Here is a 23,306-nt window from a genome sequence, read left to right as displayed (position 1 = left end):
GTCCGGACGCACCCGAACGGGGCCGCGGGCGGTGAACGTAGGCTGACAGGCTATGACGAGCATGTGGGGCGCACCGTTGCGTACGAGGTGGCGAGGATCCCGGCGGAGTGACAGCGAGCAGGCCCGCTTTCTGACACGCGACTCGCTGCGATGGGTGCTGGCGAACAAGGCGTACACGCCGTGGTACCTCGTGCGGTACTACCGGCTCGCGAAGTTCAAGCTCGCCAATCCGCACGTGATCCTGCGCGGCATGGTGTTCCTCGGCAAGCGGGTGGAGATCCATTCGACCCCCGACCTGTCCCGGCTCGAGATCGGCCGGTGGGTGCACATCGGTGACGGCAACGCCATCCGCTGCCACGAGGGTTCGCTGCGCATCGGCGACAAGGTGGTGTTCGGCAAGGACAACGTCGTCAACACGTACCTCGATATCGAGATCGGCGCGTCGACGCTCGTGGCGGACTGGTGTTACATCACCGACTTCGACCACCGCATGGACGACGTGAACGTCCCGATCAAGGATCAGGGCATCGTGAAGGGCCCGGTCCGCATCGGTCCCGACACGTGGGTGGCGGCCAAGGTGACGGTCCTGCGCAACACGCGCGTGGGGCGTGGCTGTGTGCTCGGTGCGCATGCCGTCGTGAAGGGAGACATCCCGGACTTCAGCATCGCCGTCGGGTCGCCGGCCAAGGCCGTGAAGAACCGCAAGTCGGAGTGGGAGGCGGGCGCGGCCGAACGCGCGAAGTACATCGCGGCCCTCGAAGACATCGCCCGCAAGAAGGCGGCGCAGGAGAACTGAGCGGCGCGGTGGCATAGTCGTCAGCATGGCTGCGTCGGACAGCGAACTCGAGGACCGCATCCGGGCGCTCCTCGACGCCCGGGCCGACAGCGCGAGCATCTGCCCATCGGATGTCGCACGAGCCGTCGCTCCTGACGACTGGCGACCCCTCATGGAACCGGTGCGGGAGGCTGCGCGGCGTCTGGCAGACGCCGGAGAGGTCGAGATCACCCAGAAGGGTGACGTGGTGGATCCGGAATCGGCACGGGGCCCGATCCGGATCCGGCGGGCCCGCACGAACTGAGCGGCGAATGTACCGCTCGGCGCATCGAAGGCGCCGAACGATCCGTTCGCCCGGTCAGAGCCCGGTCGGAGCCCGGCCGGAGCTCGGTCAGCGACCCGGCAGGGGACGCTCGGGAATCTCCGGCCGCGCCAGTGGATGCCGCACGCGACGTTTGGCCCCCGCGTAGACGTGGACGGTCTCCTCGGCCACCTTGTGCCAGTCGAAGTCGGCGGTGAGCCGGTCGCGGGCGGCCACCGCGCGCTGCTGTGCCCCGGCCGGGTCGTCGAGGACCTCCCGGACTGCGGACGTGAGTCCGGTGACGTCGCCCGGCTGGAACGACATGCCCGTTTCGCCGTCGACGACCGCTTCTCCGAGGCCGCCCGCGGTGGACGCGACGAGCGGGGTTCCGGAGGCGGCGGCCTCGAGTGCGATGATGCCGAACGGCTCGTACCGGCTGGGCAGGACGATGGCGTCGGCGCCGTGCAGCCACCCGAGCAGTTCGATGTGGTCGAGGTTGCCGAGGAAGTTCACGGCGCGGGCGACGCGATGGGTGCGGGCCTGCTGGTAGAGCCAGGTGAACTGGGTGCCCTCCCCGGCGATCGACAGCGTCGTCCCGGGGTGGCTGCGTCGGATGCGGGGGAGCGCGGCGATGGCGTCCTGCACGCCCTTCTCGTATTCGAGGCGGCCGACGAACAGCAGTTTCGGCGGCCCGGACCGTGGCGCGCGCTCGCGGAAACTCCACGTCGTGAGGTCGATTCCGTTGCGGATCACCGTGATCGGCGGGAGCTGCGGACCGTAGAGTGCGGTCACCTCGTCCTGCATCGACGCGGAACACGTGATGAGTGCGTCGGATTCGTTGGCCAGCCACCATTCCACCGAATGCACCTGCCGGTTGATCCGGCCGGACACCCAGCCGCTGTGCCGTCCGGCTTCGGTGGCGTGGAGCGTGGAAACCAAAGGGACGTCGTAGAATTCGGCCAACGCGATGGCCGGATGCGCCACCAGCCAGTCGTGCGCGTGCACCACGTCCGGCTGCCAGCCCTCCCCGACACCCGGCTTGTGCAGTGCGACGCCGGCCCGCACCATCGCGTGGCCCATCGCGAGCGTCCACGCCAGCATGTCCTCGCCGAACACGAAGTGCGCGGGGTCTTCGGCGACGGCGACCACCAGGACGCCGTCCTCGATGTGGGTGACGGTGGGATGGGTCGACGCGTCGGTGCCCGACGGCCGCCGCGACAGCACCACCACTTCGTGTCCGGCGGCGGCGAGTTCGGTGGCCAGGTGGTGCACGTGGCGGCCGAGACCGCCGACCACGACGGGTGGGTACTCCCACGACACGATCAGGATCTTCACGACGCCCCTCCCTCGGTGCCCGTCAGCCGGTGGTCCCCGGCGGGCAGACGCCGCGCGTCGAGCCCGGGGAACAGGCCGTCGGCGCGGTTCCATCCCTCTGCGAGCCTGCTCGCGGCCGCGTCCTTGCCTGCCGAGACGGCGGCGGCGATCTCGCGGGTGGCGTGCGCGTGCTTGTGTGCCCGGTCGCGGGCGTACCCGGCCGCCGAATCCTTGCTGACCATGAACGCCCAGTCGCTCGACACCGTCATGAGTGCCTCGCGCAGCATCTGGTCGTTCACGCGATTCCGGAGCGCGGACCGTCCCGGTGCGGCGTCGTGGTCGTGGGACTTGTCGACGGTGTCGAGGGCGGTCCCGACCACCTCGGAATTGAGTTGCACCAGGTCCGCGACCTGATCGCCGGCCCACACCCGCCAGTCCTTGCCGGATCCCCACGACGAGTTCTCGAGCTGCACGGGTTCGCCGACGTAGCCCTGGCTGCGGGCGTCGTCGAGGGTGCCGACCCGGATTTCGGCCTCGGGCAGCGCCCGCAGCACCTTCTCGAGCCACTCGGGGCCCTCGTGCCACCAGTGCCCGAACAGTTCCGTGTCGAACGCGGCGACGACGAGCGCGGGCCGGCCGATGCGCTCGGACTCGTCGCGCAGCCGTCTGCGGACGGTGGCCACGAAGTCGGCGACGTGCCGGTCGACCGCCGCCGACGCGAGGGCGGGGTCGTACGGCGCCTTGTCGGCCGAGTCGACCGTGCGGCCGGTGACCCGGGCCGGTTTGAGTCCCGTGGCGTGGTCGTACGTGTGGAAGTCGCGGTAGGCGCCGTGGCCGGGGTAGCCCGACTTCGGCGACCACACCCGGTAGCTGACCTGCAGATCGCGTCCGAACGCGACCACGTCCGACTCCCGGACCGGCCGGCCGAGGGACGTGTCGCCGCGCAGGGCGGGGCCGTCGACCATGAAATGCGTCACGCCGGCGTCGGCGTATCCGGTCTCCATGCCGGGGGTGTACCCGCATTCGGGCCCCCAGATACCTGTCGGCGTGCAGTTCCACCGGGCGGCGGCGTCGGCGATCCCCTCGCGGAGGGAGAAGGCGCGCAGCCGCGGATCGAGCAGCGGCTGGAACGGGTGGGCGAGCGGACCGCCGAGCAGTTCGAACGCCTCGCGGTCGAGGAGGTCGCGCAGCACCGGGGAGCCGCCGTGGCGCCAGCGCAGCTCGAAGTCGGCGAGCGCGGCGGCGGACGCACGGTGTTCGCGCGCACCGAGTTCGCGATGCGCGTCGTCGGGCATGCCTGCTGCCTCGTGCGCGCGGATCTGCCAGTTCCCGAGCCAGTGGTGCATTCCGGCGAGGCAGTGCGGATCATCGAGCTGAGCTGCCAGAACGGGGGTGATGCCGAGGGTCAGCAGATGCGAGCGACCCTCGTCGGACAGCCGCCGCAACATTGCGGTGAGGGGGAGGTACGACGCCGCCCACGACTGGTACAGCCATTCCTCGCCGACGGGCCAGCGGCCGTGGTTGGCGAGCCAGGGCAGGTGGGAGTGCAGGACCAGGCAGAACATGCCCGGTTCCGTCGCGTCGCCCGCTCCGGTGCGGTTGTCGGATTCGGTCACCGAACAGGATCCTTCACCGCGATGGCCACCAGGTCGAGGCTGTCGTCGATGTCGCCTTCGTGCAGTGCGAAATCGTCGACGGTGATGCCCTCGACGTCGCGGGTCAGTTCCTCGGGCCAGGGTTCACCGGCGAGTGCGCGGTCGATCTGCGCGCCGATGAACGAGCCGCCGTGCTTCGCGTCGAGGGCCTGCAGCCGCGCGCCGTGGTGGACGCCGGTCATGAGGGCGACGGTGAACCCGGCCTCCTCGAGCAGTTCGGTCAGCTCGGCCGCGTCGAGTTCGCGGGTGTGGAACGGATTGAGCGGCGTGTCGCGGCCCGGCGAGAACGTGATGCGGTTGGGCGTGCTGACGAGCAGTTCCCCTCCGGGGGTCAGCACCCGGAAGCATTCGCGCAGGAATTGGGCCTGGTCCCACAGGTGTTCGATCACCTGGAAATTGACGACGGTGTCGACGGATTCGTCCCCGAGGGGAAGCTCCGCGAGGTTGCCGTGCAGCATCTCGACCCGGGGGTACCGCACGCGGACGTGGTCGACGGCGGAGATGTCGTAGTCGAGTCCGGTGACGTTCTGTGCCACATCGGCAATCATGTTGGCGCCGTAGCCTTCTCCGGATCCGGCCTCGAGTACCCGGCGTCCCGCGCAGCGGGGGAGGAGGTCGCGGTAGACGACCTCGTGCCGCCGGAACCAGTAGTTCTCCTCGGGGATACCGGGCACGGTCCGCTCGCCCGTGAGGGGCAGTGGTGCGTCCTCGCGGTCGCCGACAAATGATTCGCTCACCGGTGCGAGGTTAGTGCCCCCGGCAAGGTCGCTCGTCCAGGTGGTCTACATCACAGCGGTGAAATGCGGTTTCGGCCGTTATGGTGAACGAGACTTTCGCGCAAGTTACCAGCGGGTAACTTAGCGTGGGGTAATCTGTCGCAGAGCAATCGTGCGACGAAATATCGAAAGACGAGAGCTCGGTCCGCGCGGAGCGACTCACGATAACCACGCAAGAACACACAGGAGGTCGACGAAGACCCATGACGAACATCGTTGTTTTGATCAAGCAGGTCCCCGACACGTGGTCCGAGCGCAAGCTGACCGACGGCGACTACACGCTTGACCGCGAGGCCGCCGATGCAGTGCTCGACGAGATCAACGAGCGCGCCGTCGAAGAAGCGCTCCTGATCAAGGAGGCCCAGGGCGGCGAGGTGACCGTCCTCTCCGCAGGTCCGGACCGCGCCACCGACGCCATCCGCAAGGCCCTGTCCATGGGTGCCGACAAGGCAGTGCACATCAACGACCCGGCCCTCCACGGCTCCGACGCGGTGCAGACCGCGTGGACCCTGGCCGCGGCGCTCGGACAGATCACGTTCGAGAACGAAGAGCCCGCCGACCTGATCATCGCCGGCAACGAGGCCACCGACGGCCGCGTCGGCGCCGTTCCGGCCATCATCGCCGAGTACCTGGGCATCCCGCAGCTCACGCAGCTGCGCAAGCTGACCGTCGCCGACGGCACCGTCACCGGTGAGCGCGAGACCGACGAGGGTGTCTTCGGCCTCGAGGCGAGCCTGCCGGCCATCGTCAGCGTCACCGAGAAGATCAACGAGCCCCGCTTCCCCTCCTTCAAGGGCATCATGGCCGCGAAGAAGAAGGAAGTTCTCGTCTACACGCTGGCCGACCTCGGTGTCGACCCGGAGACCGTCGGTGTCGCCAACGCGGGCACCACCGTCACCGCCTCCACCCCCAAGCCCCCGCGTACCGCTGGTGAGCGCATCGTCGACGAGGGCGACGGCGGCAGCAAGATCGCTGCCTACCTCGTGGGCCAGAAGATCATCTGATCGCGCCCCTCTACACACCAGCAGACACATACAGGGAGAGTTAGACATGGCAGAAGTACTGGTGCTCGTCGAGCACGCAGAGGGTGCACTGAAGAAGGTCAGCACCGAACTCATCACCGCCGCTCGCGCGCTCGGTGAGCCGGCCGCAGTGGTCACCGGTCCCGCCGGTACCGCCGACAAGCTGGCCGAGGGCCTCGCCGCCGCAGGCGCGGCCAAGATCTACGTCGCCGAGTCGGACGACATCGAGGGCTACCTCGTCACGCCGAAGGTCGACGTGCTTGCGTCGCTCGTCGAGTCGGCCGCCCCGGCCGCGGTCATCACCGCCGCCAGCGTCGAGGGCAAGGAGGTCTCCGGACGTCTTGCTGCCCGCATCGGCTCCGGCCTGCTCGTCGACGTCGTCGACGTGAAGTCCGACGGCAGTGCCGTGCACTCCATCTTCGGTGGCGCGTTCACCGTCGACGCCAAGGCCAACGGCGACGTCCCGGTCATCTCGGTCCGCCCGGGTGCCATCGAGGCGAAGCCCGAAGCCGGTGCAGGCGAGAAGGTTTCCGTCGAGGTTCCGGCCCAGGACGAGGGGGCCGTCAAGATCACCTCGCGTGATCCGATCGTCGGTGGCGACCGCCCCGAGCTCACCGAGGCGACCGTCGTCGTCTCCGGTGGCCGCGGTGTCGGCAGCGCCGACAAGTTCACCGTCGTCGAGGACCTCGCCGATTCGCTCGGTGCCGCTGTCGGTGCCTCGCGTGCCGCGGTCGACTCGGGCTACTACCCGGGCCAGTTCCAGGTCGGTCAGACCGGTAAGACGGTCTCCCCGCAGCTGTACATCGCGCTCGGTATCTCCGGTGCCATCCAGCACCGTGCCGGTATGCAGACGTCGAAGACCATCGTCGCCGTGAACAAGGACGAGGAAGCCCCGATCTTCGAGATCGCGGACTTCGGCATCGTCGGCGACCTGTTCAACGTCGCTCCGCAGCTCACTGAGGCCGTCAAGGCTCACAAGGGCTGATTTCCACCGACGGCGGCCCCGTTCCCTTTCCCGGGAGCGGGGCCGCCGTCGTATCTTCCGTCGTTCATCCGGGCTGCATCGACACGACACCCGGGCGACGCCCCCGCGCCGCCCCTGCTCGGTAAACCTGCGCCATGACAACTTCGTCAGTTCTCCGCGCACCGAGTGAGACCGCCGATTCTGTTGTAACCGCACCCAGATACTCCCTGGTGGTCTCGTCCGACCGCGAACACCGCGTGGCCGCTCAGCGGTTGCGGTACCGCGTGTTCGCCTCCGAACCCGGTTTCTCCGTCCCCGCGCACGCGGACGCCCTCGACGCCGACCGGTTCGACGACTTCTGCGACCACCTCCTCGTCCGGCACGAGGAGACCGGCGAATTCGTCGGGTGCTACCGCATGCTCCCGCCCGACGCCGCCGCCCAGGCCGGCGGCTATTACACCGCCACCGAATTCGACATCTCCGCACTCGATCCCGTCGGCAACCGCATCGTCGAGATGGGCCGGGCGTGCGTCGACCCCGATCACCGTTCCGGTTCGGTCCTGAGCCTGATGTGGGCCGGGATCCTGCACTACCTGCAGTTGACCGGATACGAGTGGGTGATGGGCTGCGTCTCCGTGCCGATGCGGGAGCACCCGGACGCGGTGGCCGGTTCCAACGTCCGGGGCGTGCGTGATCTGCTGCTCTGCAAGCACGGCAGCGACCCGGCCTCCCGGGCCGTGCCCCGGAACCCGGTGCGCGTCGACGGGCGGTCACTCGACGAGATCGACCCGCCCGCCCGCCCCGTCCTGCCGCCGCTGCTCCGGGGATATCTGCGCCTCGGCGCCACGGTGTGCGGCGAGCCCGCGCACGACCCGGAATTCGGAGTCGCCGACTTCGTCGCCCTGCAGGGACTGCACGGGGCGAACGAGCGTTACCTCGACCGCCTGCGTTCGGCTTCGGCCACTCTCGAGGCGGGGGCACAGGCATGAGCACCGCCGTGTCGGAGACGGCCGCGGTGCCCGTGCATTCGTGGATGCCGTCGAGTCCGTGCGGTGCGGGATGCCTGCCCGCGGAGGCGACCGCCGTGTCGATCCCGACCGTGGTCGTGCGGTGGTGCCTCGTGGTGTCGGCGCTGGCGACGGCGCCGCTCCTGACCGCGGGATGGTTGCTGCCGCGGTCGTGGCGGACCGGACTGCAGCGTCGGTACGCGGCGATGCTGTTGCGCTGCGTCGGGATTCGCCTCGTCGTGGTCGATCACCGCGGAAAGCGCAGGCACGACGGCGGGCTTCTGGTGGTGGCCGGCCACGTGTCCTGGACCGACGTGCTGGTACTGAGCGCGCTCGCACCGGCGAACTTCGTCGCCCGCGGCGATCTGCTGGACTGGCCGGTTCTGGGCTCGCTCGCCCGGCGGATGCGGGTCGTCCCGATCGAACGGCAGAGCCTGCGGGCGCTGCCGGGCACGGTGGCGACGACGGCGGGCAGGCTGCGCGGCGGCGAACGAGTCGTCGCGTTCCCCGAGGGCACCACGTGGTGCGGACGCGCGTATGGCGGATTCCGGCCCGCGCTGTTCCAGGCGGCGATCGACGCGGAGTGCCCGGTCCAGCCGATCTCGCTGCGATACACCGGCCGGGGCGGGGAACTGACGACCGGGCCGTGCTTCGTGGGCGAGGAGACGATCGGCCGGTCGATCCGGCGCATCATCCGCCAGAAGGGTGTCAACGCCGAGGTCCGGCTGGCACCGATCGAGTATCCGGGGGAATGCCGCCGGGATCTGGCGGCCCGATGTGAACGCGCCGCGCGAGGCGACGAACGCATCGATCTCGCAGCGCACGACATCGTCGATCCGCTGCAGGGTGCGGTCGGGACGGCGGCTGCGGGCATCGAGGCGGCGGAGCGTCTCGTCGCCTGAGCTATCCTGGTCACGTCATGACCTCTGCCCGCAGTGCCGATCACCCCGTCTACCTGGACCACGCAGCCACCACTCCCATGGTGCCGGCGGCCGTCCGGGCGATGACCGACATCTTCAGTACCGTGGGCAATGCGTCCTCGCTGCACGGTTCCGGGCGCGCCGCCCGCCGTCGCATCGAGGAGGCCCGCGAGTCCATCGCCGCCGACCTCGGCGCCAGGCCGTCCGAGGTCATCTTCACCTCCGGCGGCACCGAGAGCGACAACCTCGCGGTCAAGGGCATCTTCTGGGCGCGGCGTGACGCCGACCCGGGCCGGGTGCGGATTTTGGCCAGTGCCGTCGAGCATCATGCGGTGCTCGACGCGGTGGAGTGGCTCGAGAAGCACGAGGGCGCACAGGTCACGTGGCTGCCCGTCGACGAATTGGGCCGGGTGTCGCCGCAGACGCTGCGCGACGAACTCGCCGTCCATGCAGACGAGACCGCCCTGGTCACGATTATGTGGGCCAACAACGAGGTCGGCACGATCATGCCGATCACCGAACTCGCCGCGGTGGCGGCCGAGTTCGACGTGCCCATGCACAGCGACGCCGTCCAGGCCGTCACACACATCCCCGTGGACTTCGCTGCGAGCGGGCTGTCTGCACTGAGCATTGCCGCGCACAAGGTCGGCGGACCGCAGGGCGTCGGTGCGCTCCTGCTGGGACGGCAGGTCCCGTGTGCGCCGTTGCTGCACGGCGGGGGACACGAACGCGATCTGCGTTCGGGCACCCCGGACACCGCCGGTGTCGTCGGCATGGCAGCAGCGCTGCGCGACGCGACCGCGAACCTCGACTCCCGCGCCGCGGAACTGTCCGTCTTGCGCGACCGCCTCGTCGAGCGCGTCGGCGAGATCGTCCCGGACGCCGTGCTGAACGGTCCGGTCGGCAGCGCGCGACTGCCGGGCAACGCCCACTTCACGTTCCCCGGATGCGAGGGCGATTCGCTGCTGATGCTGCTCGACGCCGCCGGGATCGAGTGTTCGACCGGTTCGGCGTGTACCGCCGGGGTCGCCCGCCCGAGTCACGTCCTGACCGCGATGGGCGTGGATGCCGCGACCGCCCGCGGATCGTTGCGCTTCTCGTTCGGGCACACGTCGACGGTCGCGGACGTGGATGCAGTCGTCGCGGCATTGCCGCAAGTTGTGGAGCGGGCCCGCGCCGCCGGGCTCGCCGGTGTCGGAGCGCGTGGAGGGAATCGTTGATGCGAGTACTGGCGGCCATGAGCGGCGGTGTGGATTCCGCCGTGGCGGCGGCACGGGCAGTCGCTGCCGGACACGACGTGGTGGGCGTGCATCTCGCACTGTCCGCCGAGCCGGGCACGCTGCGCACCGGATCCCGGGGCTGCTGCTCCAAGGAGGACGCCGGTGACGCCCGGCGTGCCGCGGACGTGCTCGGAATCCCGTTCTACGTCTGGGATTTCGCCGACCGCTTCAAGGAAGACGTGATCGACGACTTCGTGGCGTCGTTCGCGGCGGGGGAGACGCCCAACCCGTGCCTGCGGTGCAACGAGAAGATCAAGTTCGCGGCGCTCGCGGACCGCGCGATCGCCCTCGGGTTCGACGCGGTGGCCACCGGTCACTACGCGCAGCTCGAGGACGGTGTGCTGCGCCGGGCCGTCGACGCGGACAAGGACCAGTCGTACGTGCTCGGTGTGTTGACGGCCGAGCAGTTGTCGCGGGCGATGTTCCCCGTCGGCGACACCCCGAAGGACCAGATTCGGGAGGAGGCCGCCGCACGCGGCCTCGCGGTGGCGAACAAGCCCGACAGCCACGACATCTGCTTCATCCCGTCCGGTGACACACGGGCATTCCTCGGCGCCCACATCGGCATCCGCCCGGGCAGTGTGGTCGACGCCGATTCGGGTGAGGTGCTCGCGGAACACGAAGGCGTGCACGGGTTCACGATCGGACAGCGGAAGGGCCTCGGCGTCCAGGGTCCCGCGGCCGACGGGCAGCCGCGGTACGTCACGTCGATCGAACCCGAGACCGGCACCGTCCGTGTCGGTTCGGCACGCGACCTCGAAGTGCACGCGATCACCGCGGACCGCGCCGTGTGGACGTCCGGAAGCGCGCCGGCGGGACCGATCGAATGCACCGTCCAGGTGCGCGCGCACGGCGGACTCGCCGACGCAGTGGCGGAAGCCGTCGACGGCGGTATCCGCATCTCGCTACGCGAACCGCTCACCGGTGTCGCGAAGGGGCAGGCCGTCGTGCTGTACCGGACCGACCCGGCCGGCGACATCGTGCTGGGCAGCGGAACCATCTCGGGTACCGACGCGCGTCCGAACACGCAGTGACGCAGGATATCTCACTGGCCGGTGCCGTCACCGGCGTCGGCTCGTGGCCCGGAGCGGATCCGCGCGAAGCCGCCACCGTCGTTCTCGGCGAACTCGGCAGACTTCCGCACCTGGTGGAGTTGCCCGCCCGCGGGCTCGGCGCCGACATGATCGGCCGCGCCAGCGCCCTGCTCGTGGATCTGCAACTGGACGTGTCCACGTCCGCCTACCGTGTAGTGCAGCGCCGCGGCTCGGTGGCCAAGCGGGCGACCGACTTCCTGAACCAGGACCTCGACGCGCTCGAAGAAGCATGGGAGAGTGCGGGCCTCGTCGGGGCCGATCACGTGGTGAAGGTGCAGTCGGTGGGTCCTCTCACGCTGGCGGCCGAGGTGGAACTCGGCACCGGCAGGCGCGTGCTCACCGACCCCGGTGCGGTGCGCGACTTCGCCGAATCGCTGGGCGAAGGACTCGCGCGGCACGCCGCGGAGGTCACCCGGCGTGTCGGTGCGCAGGTGCTGATCCAGTTCGACGAGCCACGACTGCCCGCCGTGCTGGCGGGCACGCTGTCCGGTCGGTCGAGGCTCGAGACCGTGCGGGCCATGCCGGAACCGGAGGCGCTCGCGGTGCTCGAGGCCGCCCTCGCCGGGTCCGGCGGAGTGACCATGGTGCACTGCTGCTCCGCGGATCTGCCCACCGACCTGCTGCGGCGCAGCAGTGCGCGCGCGGTCGGTCTGGATGTGTCGCAGCTTTCCCCTTCGGACCTGGACGGCATCGGCGAGTTGCTCGACGCGGGCAAGGAGCTGGTGCTGGGGCTGATCCCGGCCACCGCCCCCGCCGTGCCCGCCACCTGGCGCGACCTCACCCGACCTGCGGTGACGCTGATCGACCGGCTCGGATTCCCGCGCACGACGCTGCGGACCCAGGTCGCCGTGACACCGGCCTGCGGACTCGCGGGCGCCGACGCGTCCTGGAGCCGCGACGCGCTGAAGTTGTGCGCCGAGGTGAGCAGCGCGTTCACCGACGACCCCGAATCGCTCTGAGTCCGGGGTTCGGTGTCGGCCGGACCGGTTAATCTTCGATGGTGAGTGAATCGACCGAAGCCCCGACACCGGCCCCCGGACCCGTCCGGGAGCACTGGAACGAGCTGGCCGAGGAAGTGCGGCAGCACCAGTTCCGCTACTACGTCCGCGACGCGCCCATCATCTCCGACGGAGAGTTCGACGTGCTGCTGGGCGAGCTGAACGACCTCGAGAACCAGTACCCCGACCTGCGGACGCCGGATTCGCCGACCCAGCTCGTCGGCGGCGGATTCGCCACCGACTTCGCCTCCGCCGATCACCTCGAGCGGATGCTGAGCCTCGACAACGTCTTCGCGACCGACGAACTGCGCACCTGGATCAGCCGGGTGGAGCAGGAGACCGGCCCCGACCTGCACTACCTGTGCGAGGTGAAGATCGACGGCGTCGCGCTGAATCTGGTGTACGAGAACGGCAGACTCGTCCGCGCCGCCACCCGCGGCGACGGCCGGACCGGTGAGGAAGTGACGCTCAACGCCCGGACCATCGACGATATCCCGGAAAAGCTCACCGGCACAGACGAATACCCGGTTCCTGCGCTCCTCGAGGTGCGCGGCGAGGTGTTCTTCCGGCTCGAGGACTTCGCGGCGCTCAACGCGGCGCTCGTCGAGGAGGGCAAGGCGCCGTTCGCGAATCCCCGCAACTCCGCGGCCGGGTCGCTCCGGCAGAAGAATCCGGCCGTCACGGCCCGCAGGCGCCTCGGGATGATCTGCCACGGCCTCGGCCGGAGCGAAGGATTCGAGCCTGCCTCCCAGTACGACGCGTACACCGCGCTGGCGGCGTGGGGCCTGCCCGTGTCCACCCACACCGTCCGCGTCACCGGCGCGGACGCCGTCGTGGACCGGGTGCAGTACTGGGGCGAGCACCGGCACGACGTGGAGCACGAGATCGACGGCCTGGTCGTCAAGGTCGACGAGACGTCGCTGCAACGCCGACTGGGGTCCACGTCGCGCGCGCCGCGCTGGGCGATCGCGTACAAGTACCCGCCGGAGGAGGCCACCACCAAGCTCCTCGACATCCGGGTCAACGTCGGCCGCACCGGCCGGGTCACTCCGTTCGCCTACATGGAACCGGTCACGGTCGCCGGGTCCACCGTCTCCCTCGCCACCCTGCACAACGGCTCCGAGGTCAAGCGCAAGGGCGTGCTGATCGGCGACACGGTGGTGCTGCGCAAGGCCGGCGACGTGATCCCCGAGGTCCTCGGGCCCGTGGTGGACGCCAGGACCGGCGACGAGTACGAGTTCGTGATGCCGGCGAACTGCCCGGAGTGCGACACGCCGCTGGCCCCCGCCAAGGAGGGTGACGCGGACATTCGCTGCCCCAACCAGCAGTACTGCCCCGCGCAGCTTCGGGAACGCGTGTTCCACGTCGCGGGTCGCGGTGCGTTCGACATCGAGGTGCTCGGCTACGAGGCCGCGACGAGCCTGCTCGAAGCGAAGGCGATCGGCGACGAGGGCGACCTGTTCTCGCTCACCGAGGACGACCTGCTGAAGACGACGCTGTTCCGGACCAAGGCCGGCGGGCTGTCGGCCAACGGCCGCAGGCTGCTCGACAATCTCGATTCCGCCAAGGACAAGCCGCTGTGGCGGGTGCTGGTCGCCCTGTCGATCCGCCACGTCGGTCCCACGGCGGCGCGTGCGCTCGCGGGCGAGTTCGGGTCGCTCGACCGGATCCGGGAGAGCTCCGTCGAGGAACTCGCGGCCGTCGACGGGGTCGGTGGCACCATCGCCGCGGCCGTCGTCGAATGGTTCGGCGTCGACTGGCACCGGCAGATCGTCGACAAGTGGTCGGCGGCCGGTGTGCGCATGGAAGACGAACGCGACGAATCGATTCCGCGCAACCTCGAGGGACTGTCGATCGTCGTCACGGGTTCGCTCGAGACGTTCTCCCGCGATCAGGCGAAGGAGGCGATCCTCGTCCGGGGCGGCAAGGCCGCGGGTTCGGTGTCGAAGAAGACGGCGTTCGTGGTGGCAGGCGAATCCCCGGGGTCGAAGCACGACAAGGCCGTCGAACTCGGTGTGCCGGTCCTCGACGAGGACGGGTTCCGCCGGTTGCTGGAGGGTGGACCGGACGCGGTCGCGGATTCGGGAGTGTGACGGGAACCTCACGCTCGAGTTTGGGGCGGCGTGAGCTGTCCTGTCATAGTTCTGGACATGATCGAGATTCGGAATGCGACACCGGACGAGTACGAGGCCGTCAGCGACCTCACGGTGATCGCCTACGTGGGCGGCGGACACGTCGAGGCACACGATCCGTACACGAACCGGTTGCGCGACACCGCTGAACGGGCGGACAAGGCGGAGGTCCGGGTGGCGGTGATGGAGGGCCGGGTCGTGGGTTCCGTCACGATCGCGGAACCCGCGTCCCCGTACGCGGACGTCGCGCAGCCGGGGGAACTCGAATTCCGGATGCTCGCCGTGTCACCCGACGCCCGCGGTTCCGGCGTCGGGTCGGCGCTCGTGCGGCACGTGCTCGACACGGCCTACGACCGCGGCGACCGCGCTGTGGTGATGTCGACCCAGCCGGACATGGAAGACGCCCGCCGCATCTACGACCGCAACGGTTTCGTGCCTGTGCCCGACCGTAATTGGGCGCCCGTCCCGGGTGTCGAGCTCACCGTCCTGGTCCGCGAACTCGTCTGAGGCGACCCCAGACCCGGACCGCCCGGCCCCGAACCTTCCGGCCCCGGACCTTCGGCCCGGGGCGGCGCTCAGCTCAGCACCGTCGCGATGATGCCGGCGAGGTAGCCCAGCCGGGCGATCTCGGACGGACGGAACTCCGGGCCGCCGGGGCGGCCGAGCATCAGCACGCGGCCGGTGGTCCCGAGGGGAGCCGCGGCGAGTGTGGTGTTCATGTCGCGCCACACCTGCGGCACCCAGTCGCCCTCGCCGTCGAGCGCGGTCGGCTTCTCCAGCGGCATCCACGGGATCTCGGTGGCGTGCGTCTCGGGCGCTCCCGAGCTGCCGACCACCCGGTATGCGCCGTGCGGGCCGAGATCGGCGACCACGGACCAGCCGACCCGGAGCACCCGAGGGGCGCCGTCGACGAGGACCTGCAGTCGATCGTCCGCGGCTGTGGCGACCTGGTCGATGAGTTCGAGCTCGCGGTGGGTGTCGAGTATTCCGGCGTACGGCCGGATGGAGTCGACGGTGACGCCGGGCAGGTTCTCGGCGGCCGTGATGAGGGTGTCGGGGAGCGATCCCGGCTCGACATCGACGACGAGGTCGTCGATGGCGAATCCGGCACCCCGTTCCACCACGTCGAGCGACAGAATGTCAGCACCCACCGAGCCCAGGGCGACGGCGAGAGAGCCGAGGCTACCGGGACGGTCGGGGAGCTGGACGCGAAGCAGATACGACACGTGCGTCCCTTTCACCACGAGATAGACGCGGGAGTACCTGCGACCCCCGTCGCTCACCATCCTTGCACTTTCGTTCCCGAGTATGCGGTCCCCCCTGCGGGTTCGCCCGGGTCGGAACGGGGACTCGCAGGTCGCGCTCGATTCGTGACATCGCCGATACGGATTCGCCTCGTGCGCGAAACACGATGGCCCAAACATGGGTGCATGAACACCACGGCAACGGGAGTGACGACGTCCGTCTCGAGGCGGGTGGCGGCGGGCCGCGAGCAGGAGTTCCTGCGCTGGACGGACGCCGGGATGGCGATGGCGGGCACGTTCCCGGGGTTCCTCGGCGGGGGCTGGCTGCGCGCGGCGTCCGACCCCGAGCAGTATCACGTGGTGTACCGGTTCGCGGACGAGCACACACTCGACGCGTGGACCACCTCGCCTGCGCGGAAGGTGTGGGTGGGGCGGGGGACGGGTCTCGCGCAGGACACGGTGACGCACCGGCTGACCGGGGTGGAGGGCTGGTTCGAACCGCAGTCGACGCTCACCCACGCCGTGCGGGTCAGCACCCCACCGCCGCGGTGGAAGCAGGCGGTCACGATCTGGCTCGGGTTCTTCCCGATCTCGCTGCTCGTCGCGATGTTCGTCACTCCCCGGCTGGCGGCTCTGGATGTGGTGACCCGCACCGCGGTGGCGACGGTGCTCACGACTCCGGTGATGGTCTTCGTGGTTCTGCCGTTCCTGACGGCCAGGTTGCGGCGCTGGCTGCACGGCTGATCCGACCACTGCTCTAGGCTGGGACCCACTTGTGTACGTCCGAATGTGTACGTCCGAACCGAAAGGGGCCCCGCGGTGCCTGCCATCTCCCGTGACGAGGTCGCGCACCTCGCGCGGCTGTCTCGACTCGCCCTGACCGATGCCGAGCTCGACGAGTTCGCCGGTCAGCTGGACTCGATTCTCAGCCACGTGAAGGTGGTCACCGAGGTGCCCGCCGAGGATGTTCCGCCGATGGCGAACCCGAACGCCGTCACCAACGTGACCCGTCCCGACGTGATCGTTCCCGGCCTGACGCCCGAGCAGGCGCTGTCCGGCGCGCCGGCCGTAGAGCAGGATCGTTTCGCCGTCCCGCAGATTCTTGGAGAGGGCGAATGAGCGCCGATCTGACTACTCTCGACGCCGCAGATCTCGCGTCGAAGATCCACAGCCGTGAGGTGTCGTCCGTCGAGGTCACCCAGGCGCATCTGGACCGCATCGCCGCGGTCGACGGAGAGCTGAACGCCTTCCTGCACGTGGCAGGCGAGCAGGCCCTCGTGTCGGCGAAGGAGGTGGACAGCAGCCTCGCCGCGGGTAATGCGCCCGCTTCCCCGCTCGCGGGAGTTCCGTTGGCGCTAAAGGACATCTTCACCACCACTGACATGCCCACCACGTGCGCGTCGAAGATCCTCGAAGGCTGGATCGCGCCGTACGACGCGACGCTGACGAAGAAGCTGCGCGAGGCCGGCATCCCGATCCTGGGTAAGACCAACCTCGACGAGTTCGCGATGGGGTCGTCCACCGAGAACTCCGCGTACGGACCCACCCGCAACCCGTGGGACACCACCCGCATCCCGGGCGGCTCGGGCGGAGGCAGTGCTGCGGCACTCGCGTCCCGGCAGGCCCCGCTCGCGATCGGCACCGACACCGGTGGCTCGATCCGCCAGCCCGCCGCCGTCACGGCGACGGTCGGCACCAAGCCGACGTACGGCACGGTGTCCCGGTTCGGTCTCGTCGCCTGCGCGTCCTCGCTCGACCAGGGTGGTCCGTGCGGCCGCACGGTGCTCGACACCGCACTGCTGCACGAGGTCATCGCCGGGCACGACCCGCGCGACTCCACGTCGATCGACGCGCCCGTGCGTCCCGTGGTGGCGGCCGCGCGTGAGGGCGCCGGCGGCAACCTGAAGGGCGTGAAGGTCGGTGTGGTCAAGGAACTGCACTCCGACAGCTACCAGCCCGGCGTCATCTCCTCGTTCGATGCCGCTGTCGCGCAACTCACCGAACTCGGTGCCGAGGTCGTCGAGGTGTCGTGCCCCAACTTCGAGTACGCGCTCGCGTCGTACTACCTCATCCTGCCGAGCGAGGTGTCGTCGAACCTCGCTCGCTTCGACGCCATGCGGTACGGGCTGCGCATCGACCAGGGCGACATGAGCGCCGACCAGGTGATGGCCGCGACGCGTGCCGCCGGCTTCGGCCCGGAGGTCAAGCGTCGCATCATGATCGGCACCTACGCGCTGTCGTCCGGCTACTACGACGCCTACTACGGTCAGGCGCTCAAGGTGCGGACGCTCATCGCCCGGGACTTCGACAAGGCCTACGAGAAGGTGGACGTCCTGGTGTCGCCCACCAGTCCGTTCACGCCGTGGAAGCTGGGCGAGAAGGTCGGCGACCCGCTCGCGATGTATCTGTCGGACCTGTGCACGCTGCCCACCAACCTGGCCGGGCACTGCGCGATGTCGGTTCCGTCGGGGCTGTCCGCGGACGACGGTCTGCCGGTGGGACTGCAGATCATGGCTCCCGCGCTGGCCGACGAGCGGCTGTACCGGGTCGGCGCCGCCTACGAGGCCGCGCGCGGTCCGATCGGCTCGCCGAGCTAGGGGCAGTCGGGCAGGGCGGTGCCCTGCTCGCTGCCGTAGCGGTGTCCGTGCCCGGACGCGAAGTTCAGCGCGGATACCAGGTCGACACTCGTCTGCAGGAACGTGATGCCCGGAATCCATTGGGGGACCGGCGCATCGCGTACTGCGAGCGAGAGGTCGGGCCGGTGCAGGATCAGGTCGGGGGACCACCACACCACCGGATCGGACGTGTTCGCCAGCACCGTCGCGCCGTCCGTCAGCACGGAGCCGGCGGGTGGGCCCGCCCACAATGCGCCGCAGACGCGTTCCCGGAGTTGGTCGGCGTCGGTGAAAATTGCACTGCCGCCCACGGATCCGAGGCTCTGGCCGTAGACGTAGAGCGCCGGGCGCAGGATGTCGGGTAGGTCGGCGATCCGCTCGGCGACGGCGTCGAACAGTGCTGCCGCCGAGTCGTCCGCGGCGGAACGTCCGAACACGAACGTGATCCAGCTCGGCAGATACGAGTACTGCATGCCGACGATCGCGACATCGTCGGCGAAGCGTTCCTCGAATCCTTCGGCCGCGTTCTCGTCGATCCACCCCGAGCCGGTGGGCACCGTGACGACGATGGCGGACCGGGTGAACCCGCCCGCCCGTTCCAGCTCCGAGACCGCCAGTGCCGCACGAGATTCGACGTCGGGGGCCGAATCCATTCCCACATAGGTGCGGATGGCGGCCGACTGCTCGCCCGCCGCCACGAACCGCCGTCCCTGGCGCCCGAGCGACTCCCAGCTGATCTCGGACTCCGGGCCGCCGGACGATTCGGCCGACACCGGCCGGTGCAGGGACACGTCGACGAGCGCGTTGGAGTCGCTGTAGGAACGGGACATCATCCCCCACAGCGCGGGTCCGGCGACCAGTTGCAGCCCGGTCGCGAGAACGACCGCGGTGGTGGCGCTGCCGATCCAGCCGAGGCGACGGGCGACCGCGGCGACGACGCTGCCGATGCCGGCGAACAGCACGAACGTCAGCGCCGCCCCGAGGATCGCCTGCATCCAGTGGTCCGGCCCGATGCCCGGCATACCCATGGCGGCGCGCAGCGAATCCTGCCAGTGGTCGGCGAGCACGATCGCCCACGTCACCACGATCATGGCGCCGATCAGGACCAGCAGACGCACCGAGTCCCGCGGAGGGTGACGGGGGTGTGAACGCGTGACGAGTCGCCGCAGCAGGCGGGCGAGGACGAGGATCCCGAAGCCGACCGCGGCGAGGAATCCGGTGAACAGTGCCTGCGTCAGCGCACTGCGGGGGAGCAGAGAGGGGGCGAGCGACGCGAGTGTCGCGGTGGTGACGGCGATCGTGGAGGAGGTGCGGGGGAGCGCGGAGATCGGAATCGTCGTGGTCAGTGTGCGGCGCAGGGCGTTCGGCGCGGTACGCGACCGGGAGTGCGCCGGGCTCCGTCCGGGACCGGACAGAGCCGCAGTGGTCATGCGATCGCCCCGACCGGACGCGGGCGGCGGCGGATCGACCAGGCCGCGCCTGCGAGCAGTGCGGCGCCGGCGGCGCCGGCCAGCGCGTACGGGAGCCCGGCTTCGGTGACCGGCGTCGAATAGCCTTGACGCCAGCTGTTTCCGGTGACCGCGGTGGTCGCGATGTTGGCCATCACGAAGCACTGCGCCCGCGCCTGCTCGTCGAGTCGGGTGTCGCACGCGGAGTGCATCCGCTGATCCAGTTGCGTGTCGAGCGACTGCCGCGCCCAGGGGCCGAGATCCTCGCCGGACCGCGATGCATATCGCAGGAGGTCGTAGCCGAGGTCGTGGGCCTTGCACGCGGTGTCGAACTCGAGCGGCAGCGGGACGGGGGAGGAGCAGTCTCCGCCGGGGTTGGCGAGCATGCCGTCGATCCGCACCGGTGTGTACCCCATCACCGATGCGAAGTCGTCGGGAATGGAGTCCTCGGAGAGCGTCGCCGGTGTCGTGAGCGTGCGCACCGCGGCGGACGCGGCGGCGTTCTCGTGACGGGGCGTGCTCGCCGCGCCGGTGCCGGCGAATCCTGTGGTGGTCAGTAGCGCGGTGGCCGCGCACGCCACCGCGGCCCAAGTCGTTCTCCGTGTCCCCGTCGTTCGCATGACGACGACGTTATGAATTCGTGTTGCGCAGCCACATCACTCCCGGGTCCGGTTCGATGACTGGCCTCGTGGGGGGAGAGGGCTCCGATCTCATACTCCGGTACTAGGCCGACGTGAGTCCGGGGTATGAGGACACGCCGTGACCTGTGTTTCTACTGTCGAGGGTGTGAAGACGAAGACGCGCATCCGGAGAGCCGCCGAAGGCCAGTGGCTGAACGTGGCAATCGTCGTGGTCACGGCGATCCTGTTCGCCGTGGCGTGGCCGACCCTGCAGCTGACCCACCAGGTCAGTCCTCCGATTCAACCGTTCGTGGCGGCGCTCGCGACGTTCCCGTTCCTGCTCATCCGGTCGAACCCGGCGCTGGCCTGGGCGATCTCCGCGATCTCGGCGCTGGTGATCCCGCGCGTCTTCGCGCTGCAGGACGGCTACGACTACCCCTGGCAGGTGGTCCACATCCTGGTGATGCTCGCCCTGCTGGCCGCGGTCAGCATGCGCGCCGCGATCCCGGTAGTGGGAGTGGCATGGATCTCCACCGTTCTCCTGTTCCTCGCCGACACCCCGGGCACCAACGGTCGCGGGTGGGCCGTGGGACTGACCGCCATCGTCGTGTTCGGCCTGCTGATCCGGTGGCTGGTGCTGTCCCGGCGGCAACTCGCGCAGCAGGAGGAGCTGAGCGAACTCGAGCGCACCCGCAGGACGATCCTCGAGGAGAAGGCGCGCATCGCCCGGGACCTGCACGACGTCGTCGCGCACCACATGTCGATGGTCGTGGTGCAGGCGCAGAGCGCGCCGTACCGCATCGCGGGCATGTCGGACGAGACGCGGGCCGAGTTCGAATCGATCGGAGCCGCGGGCCGCGCCGCGCTGAACGAGGTGCGCGGACTCCTCGGTGTGTTGCGCAGCGACGGCCAGGTGGCCGAGCACGCGCCGCAGCCCGGGGTCCAGCAGATCAGCGAGCTGCTCGAGGGCAGCCGCCGGGCCGGCATCCCCGTCTCCTGGCACGTCGACGGCGACCCGCGGCACGTGTCGGAGTCGGTGGGGCTGGTGATGTACCGCATCCTGCAGGAGTCCCTCGCCAACACGGCCCGGCACGCGGCGGGCGCCGCGGTCGAGGTGCAGATTGCGTACGAGACGCCGATCGCGTCCGTGTCGATCGTCAACGGCCCGCCGCGGCGGAGCCTCGTCTCGGCCCTGACCAGGCACGAGTCGACCGGCGGCAACGGCATCATCGGGATGCGCGAACGTGCGCAGGCGGTCGGCGGCGTCCTCTCCACGCACCTGCACGACAACGGTGGATTCGAGGTCCACGCCGAGTTCCCGGTCGCCTCCGCCTAGGCTGGCGGCGTGGCCATCACCGTATTCATCGCCGACGACCAGGCTATGGTCCGGCAGGGTTTCGGAGCCCTGCTCGCCTCCCAGCCCGACATCAGTGTCATCGGTGACGCCCCGGACGGGGCGGTGGCGGTGAGCGAGGTGAAGCGCCTGCGACCCGACGTGGTCCTGATGGACGTGCGCATGCCGGAGATGAACGGACTCGACGCCGCCCGCGTCATCCTGTCGGCGGGGTTCGATCCGCCGGTGCGGGTGCTCATGCTCACGACGTTCGACGTGGACGACTACGTGTACGAGGCGCTGAGCATCGGGGCCAGCGGTTTCATGCTCAAGGACGCGCCCGCGGAGGAACTCATCCGCGCGGTGCGGGTGGTCGCCGACGGCGAGGCACTCCTCGCGCCGACCGTCACCCGGCGTCTCATCGCCGACGTGACCAGCCGCCGGAGCACCGCGCGCCGCAAACCGGCCGCGCTGTCGGCGCTGACGCCCCGCGAACGCGAGGTGCTCGAGCTGATCGCCCGCGGCATGTCCAACACCGAGATCGCGGAACGACTGTTCGTCGCCGAGCAGACCGTCAAGACGCATGTCGGCAAGGTGCTGTCCAAACTGGACCTGCGCGACCGGGCGCAGGCGGTGGTCCTGGCCTACGAGAGCGGTCTCGTCACACCCGGCTGACCGAACCGGCCGATCCGAGGTGCTCGAACACGTTTCGGGCGGCAAGATGTCTAATGAGAACCACCATCACCACACGAGACGACGAGGGGTGCTTGGATGCGGATCGGAATCCTCACCGGAGGCGGCGACTGCCCCGGGCTCAATGCGGTGATCAGGGCAGTGGTGCGGACGGCCGACGGCCGGTACCGCAGCTCGGTGGTGGGATTCCGGGACGGGTGGCGTGGTCTGCTCGAAGACCGCAAGGTCGCGCTGTCCAACGACGACCGGATCGACCGGATCCTCACCCGGGGCGGCACCATTCTCGGTACCGCGCGGGTCAACCCGGACAAGCTCAAGGCCGGCCTCGACCAGATCCGGCAGACACTCGACGACAACGGCATCGACGCACTCATCCCGATCGGCGGCGAGGGCACGCTCACGGCGGCGAGCTGGCTCGCCGAGAGCGGGGTGCCCGTGATCGGGGTCCCGAAGACCATCGACAACGACATCGACTGCACCGATGTGACGTTCGGTTTCGACACCGCCCTGTCCATCGCGACGGACGCGATCGACCGCCTGCACACCACCGCCGAGTCCCACCAGCGGGTGATGCTCGTCGAGGTGATGGGCAGGCACGCGGGCTGGATCGCCCTGCACTCCGGGCTCGCGACCGGTGCGCACCTCACGCTCGTTCCCGAGGTCCCGTTCGACGTCGGCGAGGTGTGCGCCATGGTGAAGAAGCGGTTTCAGCGCGGCGATTCGCATTTCATCTGCGTCGTCGCGGAGGGCGCCACACCCACCCCGGAGTCGATGAGCCTGCGCGAAGGCGGCATCGACGAGTTCGGCCACAAACGGTTCACCGGGGTCGCACAGCAACTCGGCGACGAGATCGAACGCCGCATCGGCAAGGAGGTGCGGACGACGGTGCTCGGGCACGTGCAGCGCGGCGGCACCCCGACGCCGTACGACCGGGTGCTCGCCACCCGCTTCGGGGTGCACGCCACCGACGCGGTCCACCGCGGCGACTTCGGCAACATGGTCGCCCTGCACGGCACGTCGATCGACCTCGTGCCCCTCGAGGAGGCCACCCGGCGGCTCAAGACGGTGCCGCGGGAGCGGTACGACGAGGCGGCCGCATTTTTCGGCTGACCGCG

23 protein-coding genes are annotated in these 23,306 nt (G+C 69.7%); 17 read left to right on the top strand and 6 right to left on the bottom strand.

The window, feature by feature from the left end; genetic code table 11:
• Positions 1–52 precede the first annotated feature (52 nt).
• Entirely contained in the window at positions 53–796 is a 744-nt protein-coding gene (locus JWS13_RS08890) for an acyltransferase (RefSeq protein ID WP_206005312.1), read from the top strand.
• Between the two features lie 25 nt (positions 797–821).
• Entirely contained in the window at positions 822–1,079 is a 258-nt protein-coding gene (locus JWS13_RS08885; protein ID WP_206005311.1) for a DUF3253 domain-containing protein, read from the top strand.
• 87 nt (positions 1,080–1,166) lie between these two features.
• On the opposite strand, the gene JWS13_RS08880 is transcribed toward JWS13_RS08885, so the two are convergent.
• From JWS13_RS08880 to JWS13_RS08870, 3 genes are read right to left on the bottom strand one after another with little or no spacing between them, the layout of a single operon-like run.
• On the bottom strand, positions 1,167–2,411 hold the full coding sequence (locus JWS13_RS08880) for a glycosyltransferase family 4 protein (protein WP_124392726.1): 1,245 nt from the start codon (positions 2,409–2,411) through the stop codon (positions 1,167–1,169).
• Positions 2,408–4,006, bottom strand: a complete 1,599-nt coding sequence (locus JWS13_RS08875; RefSeq protein WP_206005310.1) for a 1,4-alpha-glucan branching protein domain-containing protein — start codon at positions 4,004–4,006, stop codon at positions 2,408–2,410. The genes JWS13_RS08880 and JWS13_RS08875 overlap by 4 nt, the downstream gene beginning before the upstream one ends.
• The gene (locus JWS13_RS08870) at positions 4,003–4,782 is read right to left on the bottom strand and encodes a class I SAM-dependent methyltransferase (RefSeq protein WP_206005309.1); all 780 of its coding nucleotides are present in this window, start codon (positions 4,780–4,782) and stop codon (positions 4,003–4,005) included. The genes JWS13_RS08875 and JWS13_RS08870 overlap by 4 nt, the downstream gene beginning before the upstream one ends.
• Positions 4,783–5,024: 242 nt before the next feature.
• Between JWS13_RS08870 and JWS13_RS08865 the strand changes: the two genes are divergently transcribed.
• From JWS13_RS08865 to JWS13_RS08825, 9 genes are all read left to right on the top strand, one after another.
• Complete coding sequence (locus JWS13_RS08865) at positions 5,025–5,825, top strand: electron transfer flavoprotein subunit beta/FixA family protein (protein ID WP_005259535.1); 801 nt, start codon at positions 5,025–5,027, stop codon at positions 5,823–5,825.
• Between the two features lie 46 nt (positions 5,826–5,871).
• Positions 5,872–6,828 carry an electron transfer flavoprotein subunit alpha/FixB family protein gene (locus JWS13_RS08860; protein ID WP_087556597.1) on the top strand — a complete coding sequence of 319 codons (957 nt, stop codon included), beginning with the start codon at positions 5,872–5,874 and terminating at the stop codon, positions 6,826–6,828.
• A 134-nt stretch (positions 6,829–6,962) separates the two neighbouring features.
• Positions 6,963–7,796, top strand: a complete 834-nt coding sequence (locus tag JWS13_RS08855; RefSeq protein WP_206005308.1) for a GNAT family N-acetyltransferase — start codon at positions 6,963–6,965, stop codon at positions 7,794–7,796.
• On the top strand, positions 7,793–8,716 hold the full coding sequence (locus JWS13_RS08850; RefSeq protein WP_206005307.1) for a lysophospholipid acyltransferase family protein: 924 nt from the start codon (positions 7,793–7,795) through the stop codon (positions 8,714–8,716). The genes JWS13_RS08855 and JWS13_RS08850 overlap by 4 nt, the downstream gene beginning before the upstream one ends.
• Positions 8,717–8,733: 17 nt before the next feature.
• On the top strand, positions 8,734–9,954 hold the full coding sequence (locus JWS13_RS08845) for a cysteine desulfurase family protein (protein WP_206005306.1): 1,221 nt from the start codon (positions 8,734–8,736) through the stop codon (positions 9,952–9,954).
• Complete coding sequence (gene mnmA, locus JWS13_RS08840; protein ID WP_206005305.1) at positions 9,954–11,048, top strand: tRNA 2-thiouridine(34) synthase MnmA; 1,095 nt, start codon at positions 9,954–9,956, stop codon at positions 11,046–11,048. The genes JWS13_RS08845 and mnmA overlap by 1 nt, the downstream gene beginning before the upstream one ends.
• Positions 11,045–12,067: a methionine synthase gene (locus JWS13_RS08835; RefSeq protein ID WP_206005304.1), complete on the top strand. Its 1,023-nt coding sequence runs from the start codon at positions 11,045–11,047 to the stop codon at positions 12,065–12,067. The genes mnmA and JWS13_RS08835 overlap by 4 nt, the downstream gene beginning before the upstream one ends.
• A 41-nt stretch (positions 12,068–12,108) precedes the next feature.
• Complete coding sequence (gene ligA, locus JWS13_RS08830; protein WP_206005303.1) at positions 12,109–14,199, top strand: NAD-dependent DNA ligase LigA; 2,091 nt, start codon at positions 12,109–12,111, stop codon at positions 14,197–14,199.
• Positions 14,200–14,256: 57 nt separating this feature from the next.
• Entirely contained in the window at positions 14,257–14,745 is a 489-nt protein-coding gene (locus JWS13_RS08825) for a GNAT family N-acetyltransferase (RefSeq protein WP_087556591.1), read from the top strand.
• A 68-nt stretch (positions 14,746–14,813) separates the two neighbouring features.
• Here JWS13_RS08825 and JWS13_RS08820 read toward each other — a convergent pair whose 3' ends face one another.
• Positions 14,814–15,464 carry an ACT domain-containing protein gene (locus JWS13_RS08820; RefSeq protein WP_025432327.1) on the bottom strand — a complete coding sequence of 217 codons (651 nt, stop codon included), beginning with the start codon at positions 15,462–15,464 and terminating at the stop codon, positions 14,814–14,816.
• A 204-nt stretch (positions 15,465–15,668) separates the two neighbouring features.
• Here JWS13_RS08820 and JWS13_RS08815 point away from each other — a divergent pair, with 204 nt between their 5' ends.
• From JWS13_RS08815 to gatA, 3 genes are all read left to right on the top strand, one after another.
• Positions 15,669–16,226, top strand: a complete 558-nt coding sequence (locus JWS13_RS08815; protein WP_206005302.1) for an antibiotic biosynthesis monooxygenase — start codon at positions 15,669–15,671, stop codon at positions 16,224–16,226.
• A 75-nt stretch (positions 16,227–16,301) separates the two neighbouring features.
• A complete protein-coding gene (gene gatC, locus JWS13_RS08810) occupies positions 16,302–16,601 on the top strand; it encodes an Asp-tRNA(Asn)/Glu-tRNA(Gln) amidotransferase subunit GatC (RefSeq protein ID WP_005240352.1) in 300 nt (99 codons plus the stop codon).
• Entirely contained in the window at positions 16,598–18,079 is a 1,482-nt protein-coding gene (gatA, locus tag JWS13_RS08805) for an Asp-tRNA(Asn)/Glu-tRNA(Gln) amidotransferase subunit GatA (protein WP_206005301.1), read from the top strand. Before gatC ends, gatA begins: the two co-directional genes overlap by 4 nt.
• Here the strand turns inward: gatA and JWS13_RS08800 are convergent.
• Entirely contained in the window at positions 18,076–19,527 is a 1,452-nt protein-coding gene (locus JWS13_RS08800; RefSeq protein WP_206005300.1) for an alpha/beta-hydrolase family protein, read from the bottom strand. The two genes, gatA and JWS13_RS08800, sit on opposite strands and share 4 nt — an antisense overlap.
• Complete coding sequence (locus tag JWS13_RS08795) at positions 19,524–20,165, bottom strand: hypothetical protein (protein WP_206005299.1); 642 nt, start codon at positions 20,163–20,165, stop codon at positions 19,524–19,526. The genes JWS13_RS08800 and JWS13_RS08795 overlap by 4 nt, the downstream gene beginning before the upstream one ends.
• Before the next feature lie 139 nt (positions 20,166–20,304).
• Between JWS13_RS08795 and JWS13_RS08790 the strand changes: the two genes are divergently transcribed.
• From JWS13_RS08790 to JWS13_RS08780, 3 genes are all read left to right on the top strand, one after another.
• Positions 20,305–21,501: a sensor histidine kinase gene (locus JWS13_RS08790; protein ID WP_206005298.1), complete on the top strand. Its 1,197-nt coding sequence runs from the start codon at positions 20,305–20,307 to the stop codon at positions 21,499–21,501.
• Positions 21,502–21,510: 9 nt separating this feature from the next.
• On the top strand, positions 21,511–22,173 hold the full coding sequence (locus JWS13_RS08785; protein ID WP_015890224.1) for a response regulator: 663 nt from the start codon (positions 21,511–21,513) through the stop codon (positions 22,171–22,173).
• 96 nt (positions 22,174–22,269) lie between these two features.
• Positions 22,270–23,301 (top strand): ATP-dependent 6-phosphofructokinase, encoded by a 1,032-nt coding sequence (locus tag JWS13_RS08780; protein ID WP_124392742.1) that lies wholly within the window; start codon positions 22,270–22,272, stop codon positions 23,299–23,301.
• Positions 23,302–23,306 lie beyond the last annotated feature (5 nt).

This window comes from Rhodococcus pseudokoreensis (genome assembly GCF_017068395.1).
GTDB lineage: Bacteria > Actinomycetota > Actinomycetes > Mycobacteriales > Mycobacteriaceae > Rhodococcus_F > Rhodococcus_F pseudokoreensis.
This window is presented reverse-complemented; position numbering and strand designations above follow the sequence as displayed.

What these genes read in the sequence shown, in the direction of transcription:
- JWS13_RS08890 (WP_206005312.1), top strand. Translation starts at nt 53, where the DNA reads ATGACGAGCATGTGGGGCGCACCGTTGCGTACGAGGTGGCGAGGATCC.
- JWS13_RS08885 (WP_206005311.1), top strand. Translation starts at nt 822, where the DNA reads ATGGCTGCGTCGGACAGCGAACTCGAGGACCGCATCCGGGCGCTCCTC.
- JWS13_RS08865 (WP_005259535.1), top strand. Translation starts at nt 5,025, where the DNA reads ATGACGAACATCGTTGTTTTGATCAAGCAGGTCCCCGACACGTGGTCC.
- JWS13_RS08860 (WP_087556597.1), top strand. Translation starts at nt 5,872, where the DNA reads ATGGCAGAAGTACTGGTGCTCGTCGAGCACGCAGAGGGTGCACTGAAG.
- JWS13_RS08855 (WP_206005308.1), top strand. Translation starts at nt 6,963, where the DNA reads ATGACAACTTCGTCAGTTCTCCGCGCACCGAGTGAGACCGCCGATTCT.
- JWS13_RS08850 (WP_206005307.1), top strand. Translation starts at nt 7,793, where the DNA reads ATGAGCACCGCCGTGTCGGAGACGGCCGCGGTGCCCGTGCATTCGTGG.
- JWS13_RS08845 (WP_206005306.1), top strand. Translation starts at nt 8,734, where the DNA reads ATGACCTCTGCCCGCAGTGCCGATCACCCCGTCTACCTGGACCACGCA.
- mnmA (WP_206005305.1), top strand. Translation starts at nt 9,954, where the DNA reads ATGCGAGTACTGGCGGCCATGAGCGGCGGTGTGGATTCCGCCGTGGCG.
- JWS13_RS08825 (WP_087556591.1), top strand. Translation starts at nt 14,257, where the DNA reads ATGATCGAGATTCGGAATGCGACACCGGACGAGTACGAGGCCGTCAGC.
- JWS13_RS08815 (WP_206005302.1), top strand. Translation starts at nt 15,669, where the DNA reads ATGAACACCACGGCAACGGGAGTGACGACGTCCGTCTCGAGGCGGGTG.
- gatA (WP_206005301.1), top strand. Translation starts at nt 16,598, where the DNA reads ATGAGCGCCGATCTGACTACTCTCGACGCCGCAGATCTCGCGTCGAAG.
- JWS13_RS08800 (WP_206005300.1), bottom strand. Translation starts at nt 19,527, where the DNA reads ATGACCACTGCGGCTCTGTCCGGTCCCGGACGGAGCCCGGCGCACTCC.
- JWS13_RS08795 (WP_206005299.1), bottom strand. Translation starts at nt 20,165, where the DNA reads ATGCGAACGACGGGGACACGGAGAACGACTTGGGCCGCGGTGGCGTGC.
- JWS13_RS08780 (WP_124392742.1), top strand. Translation starts at nt 22,270, where the DNA reads ATGCGGATCGGAATCCTCACCGGAGGCGGCGACTGCCCCGGGCTCAAT.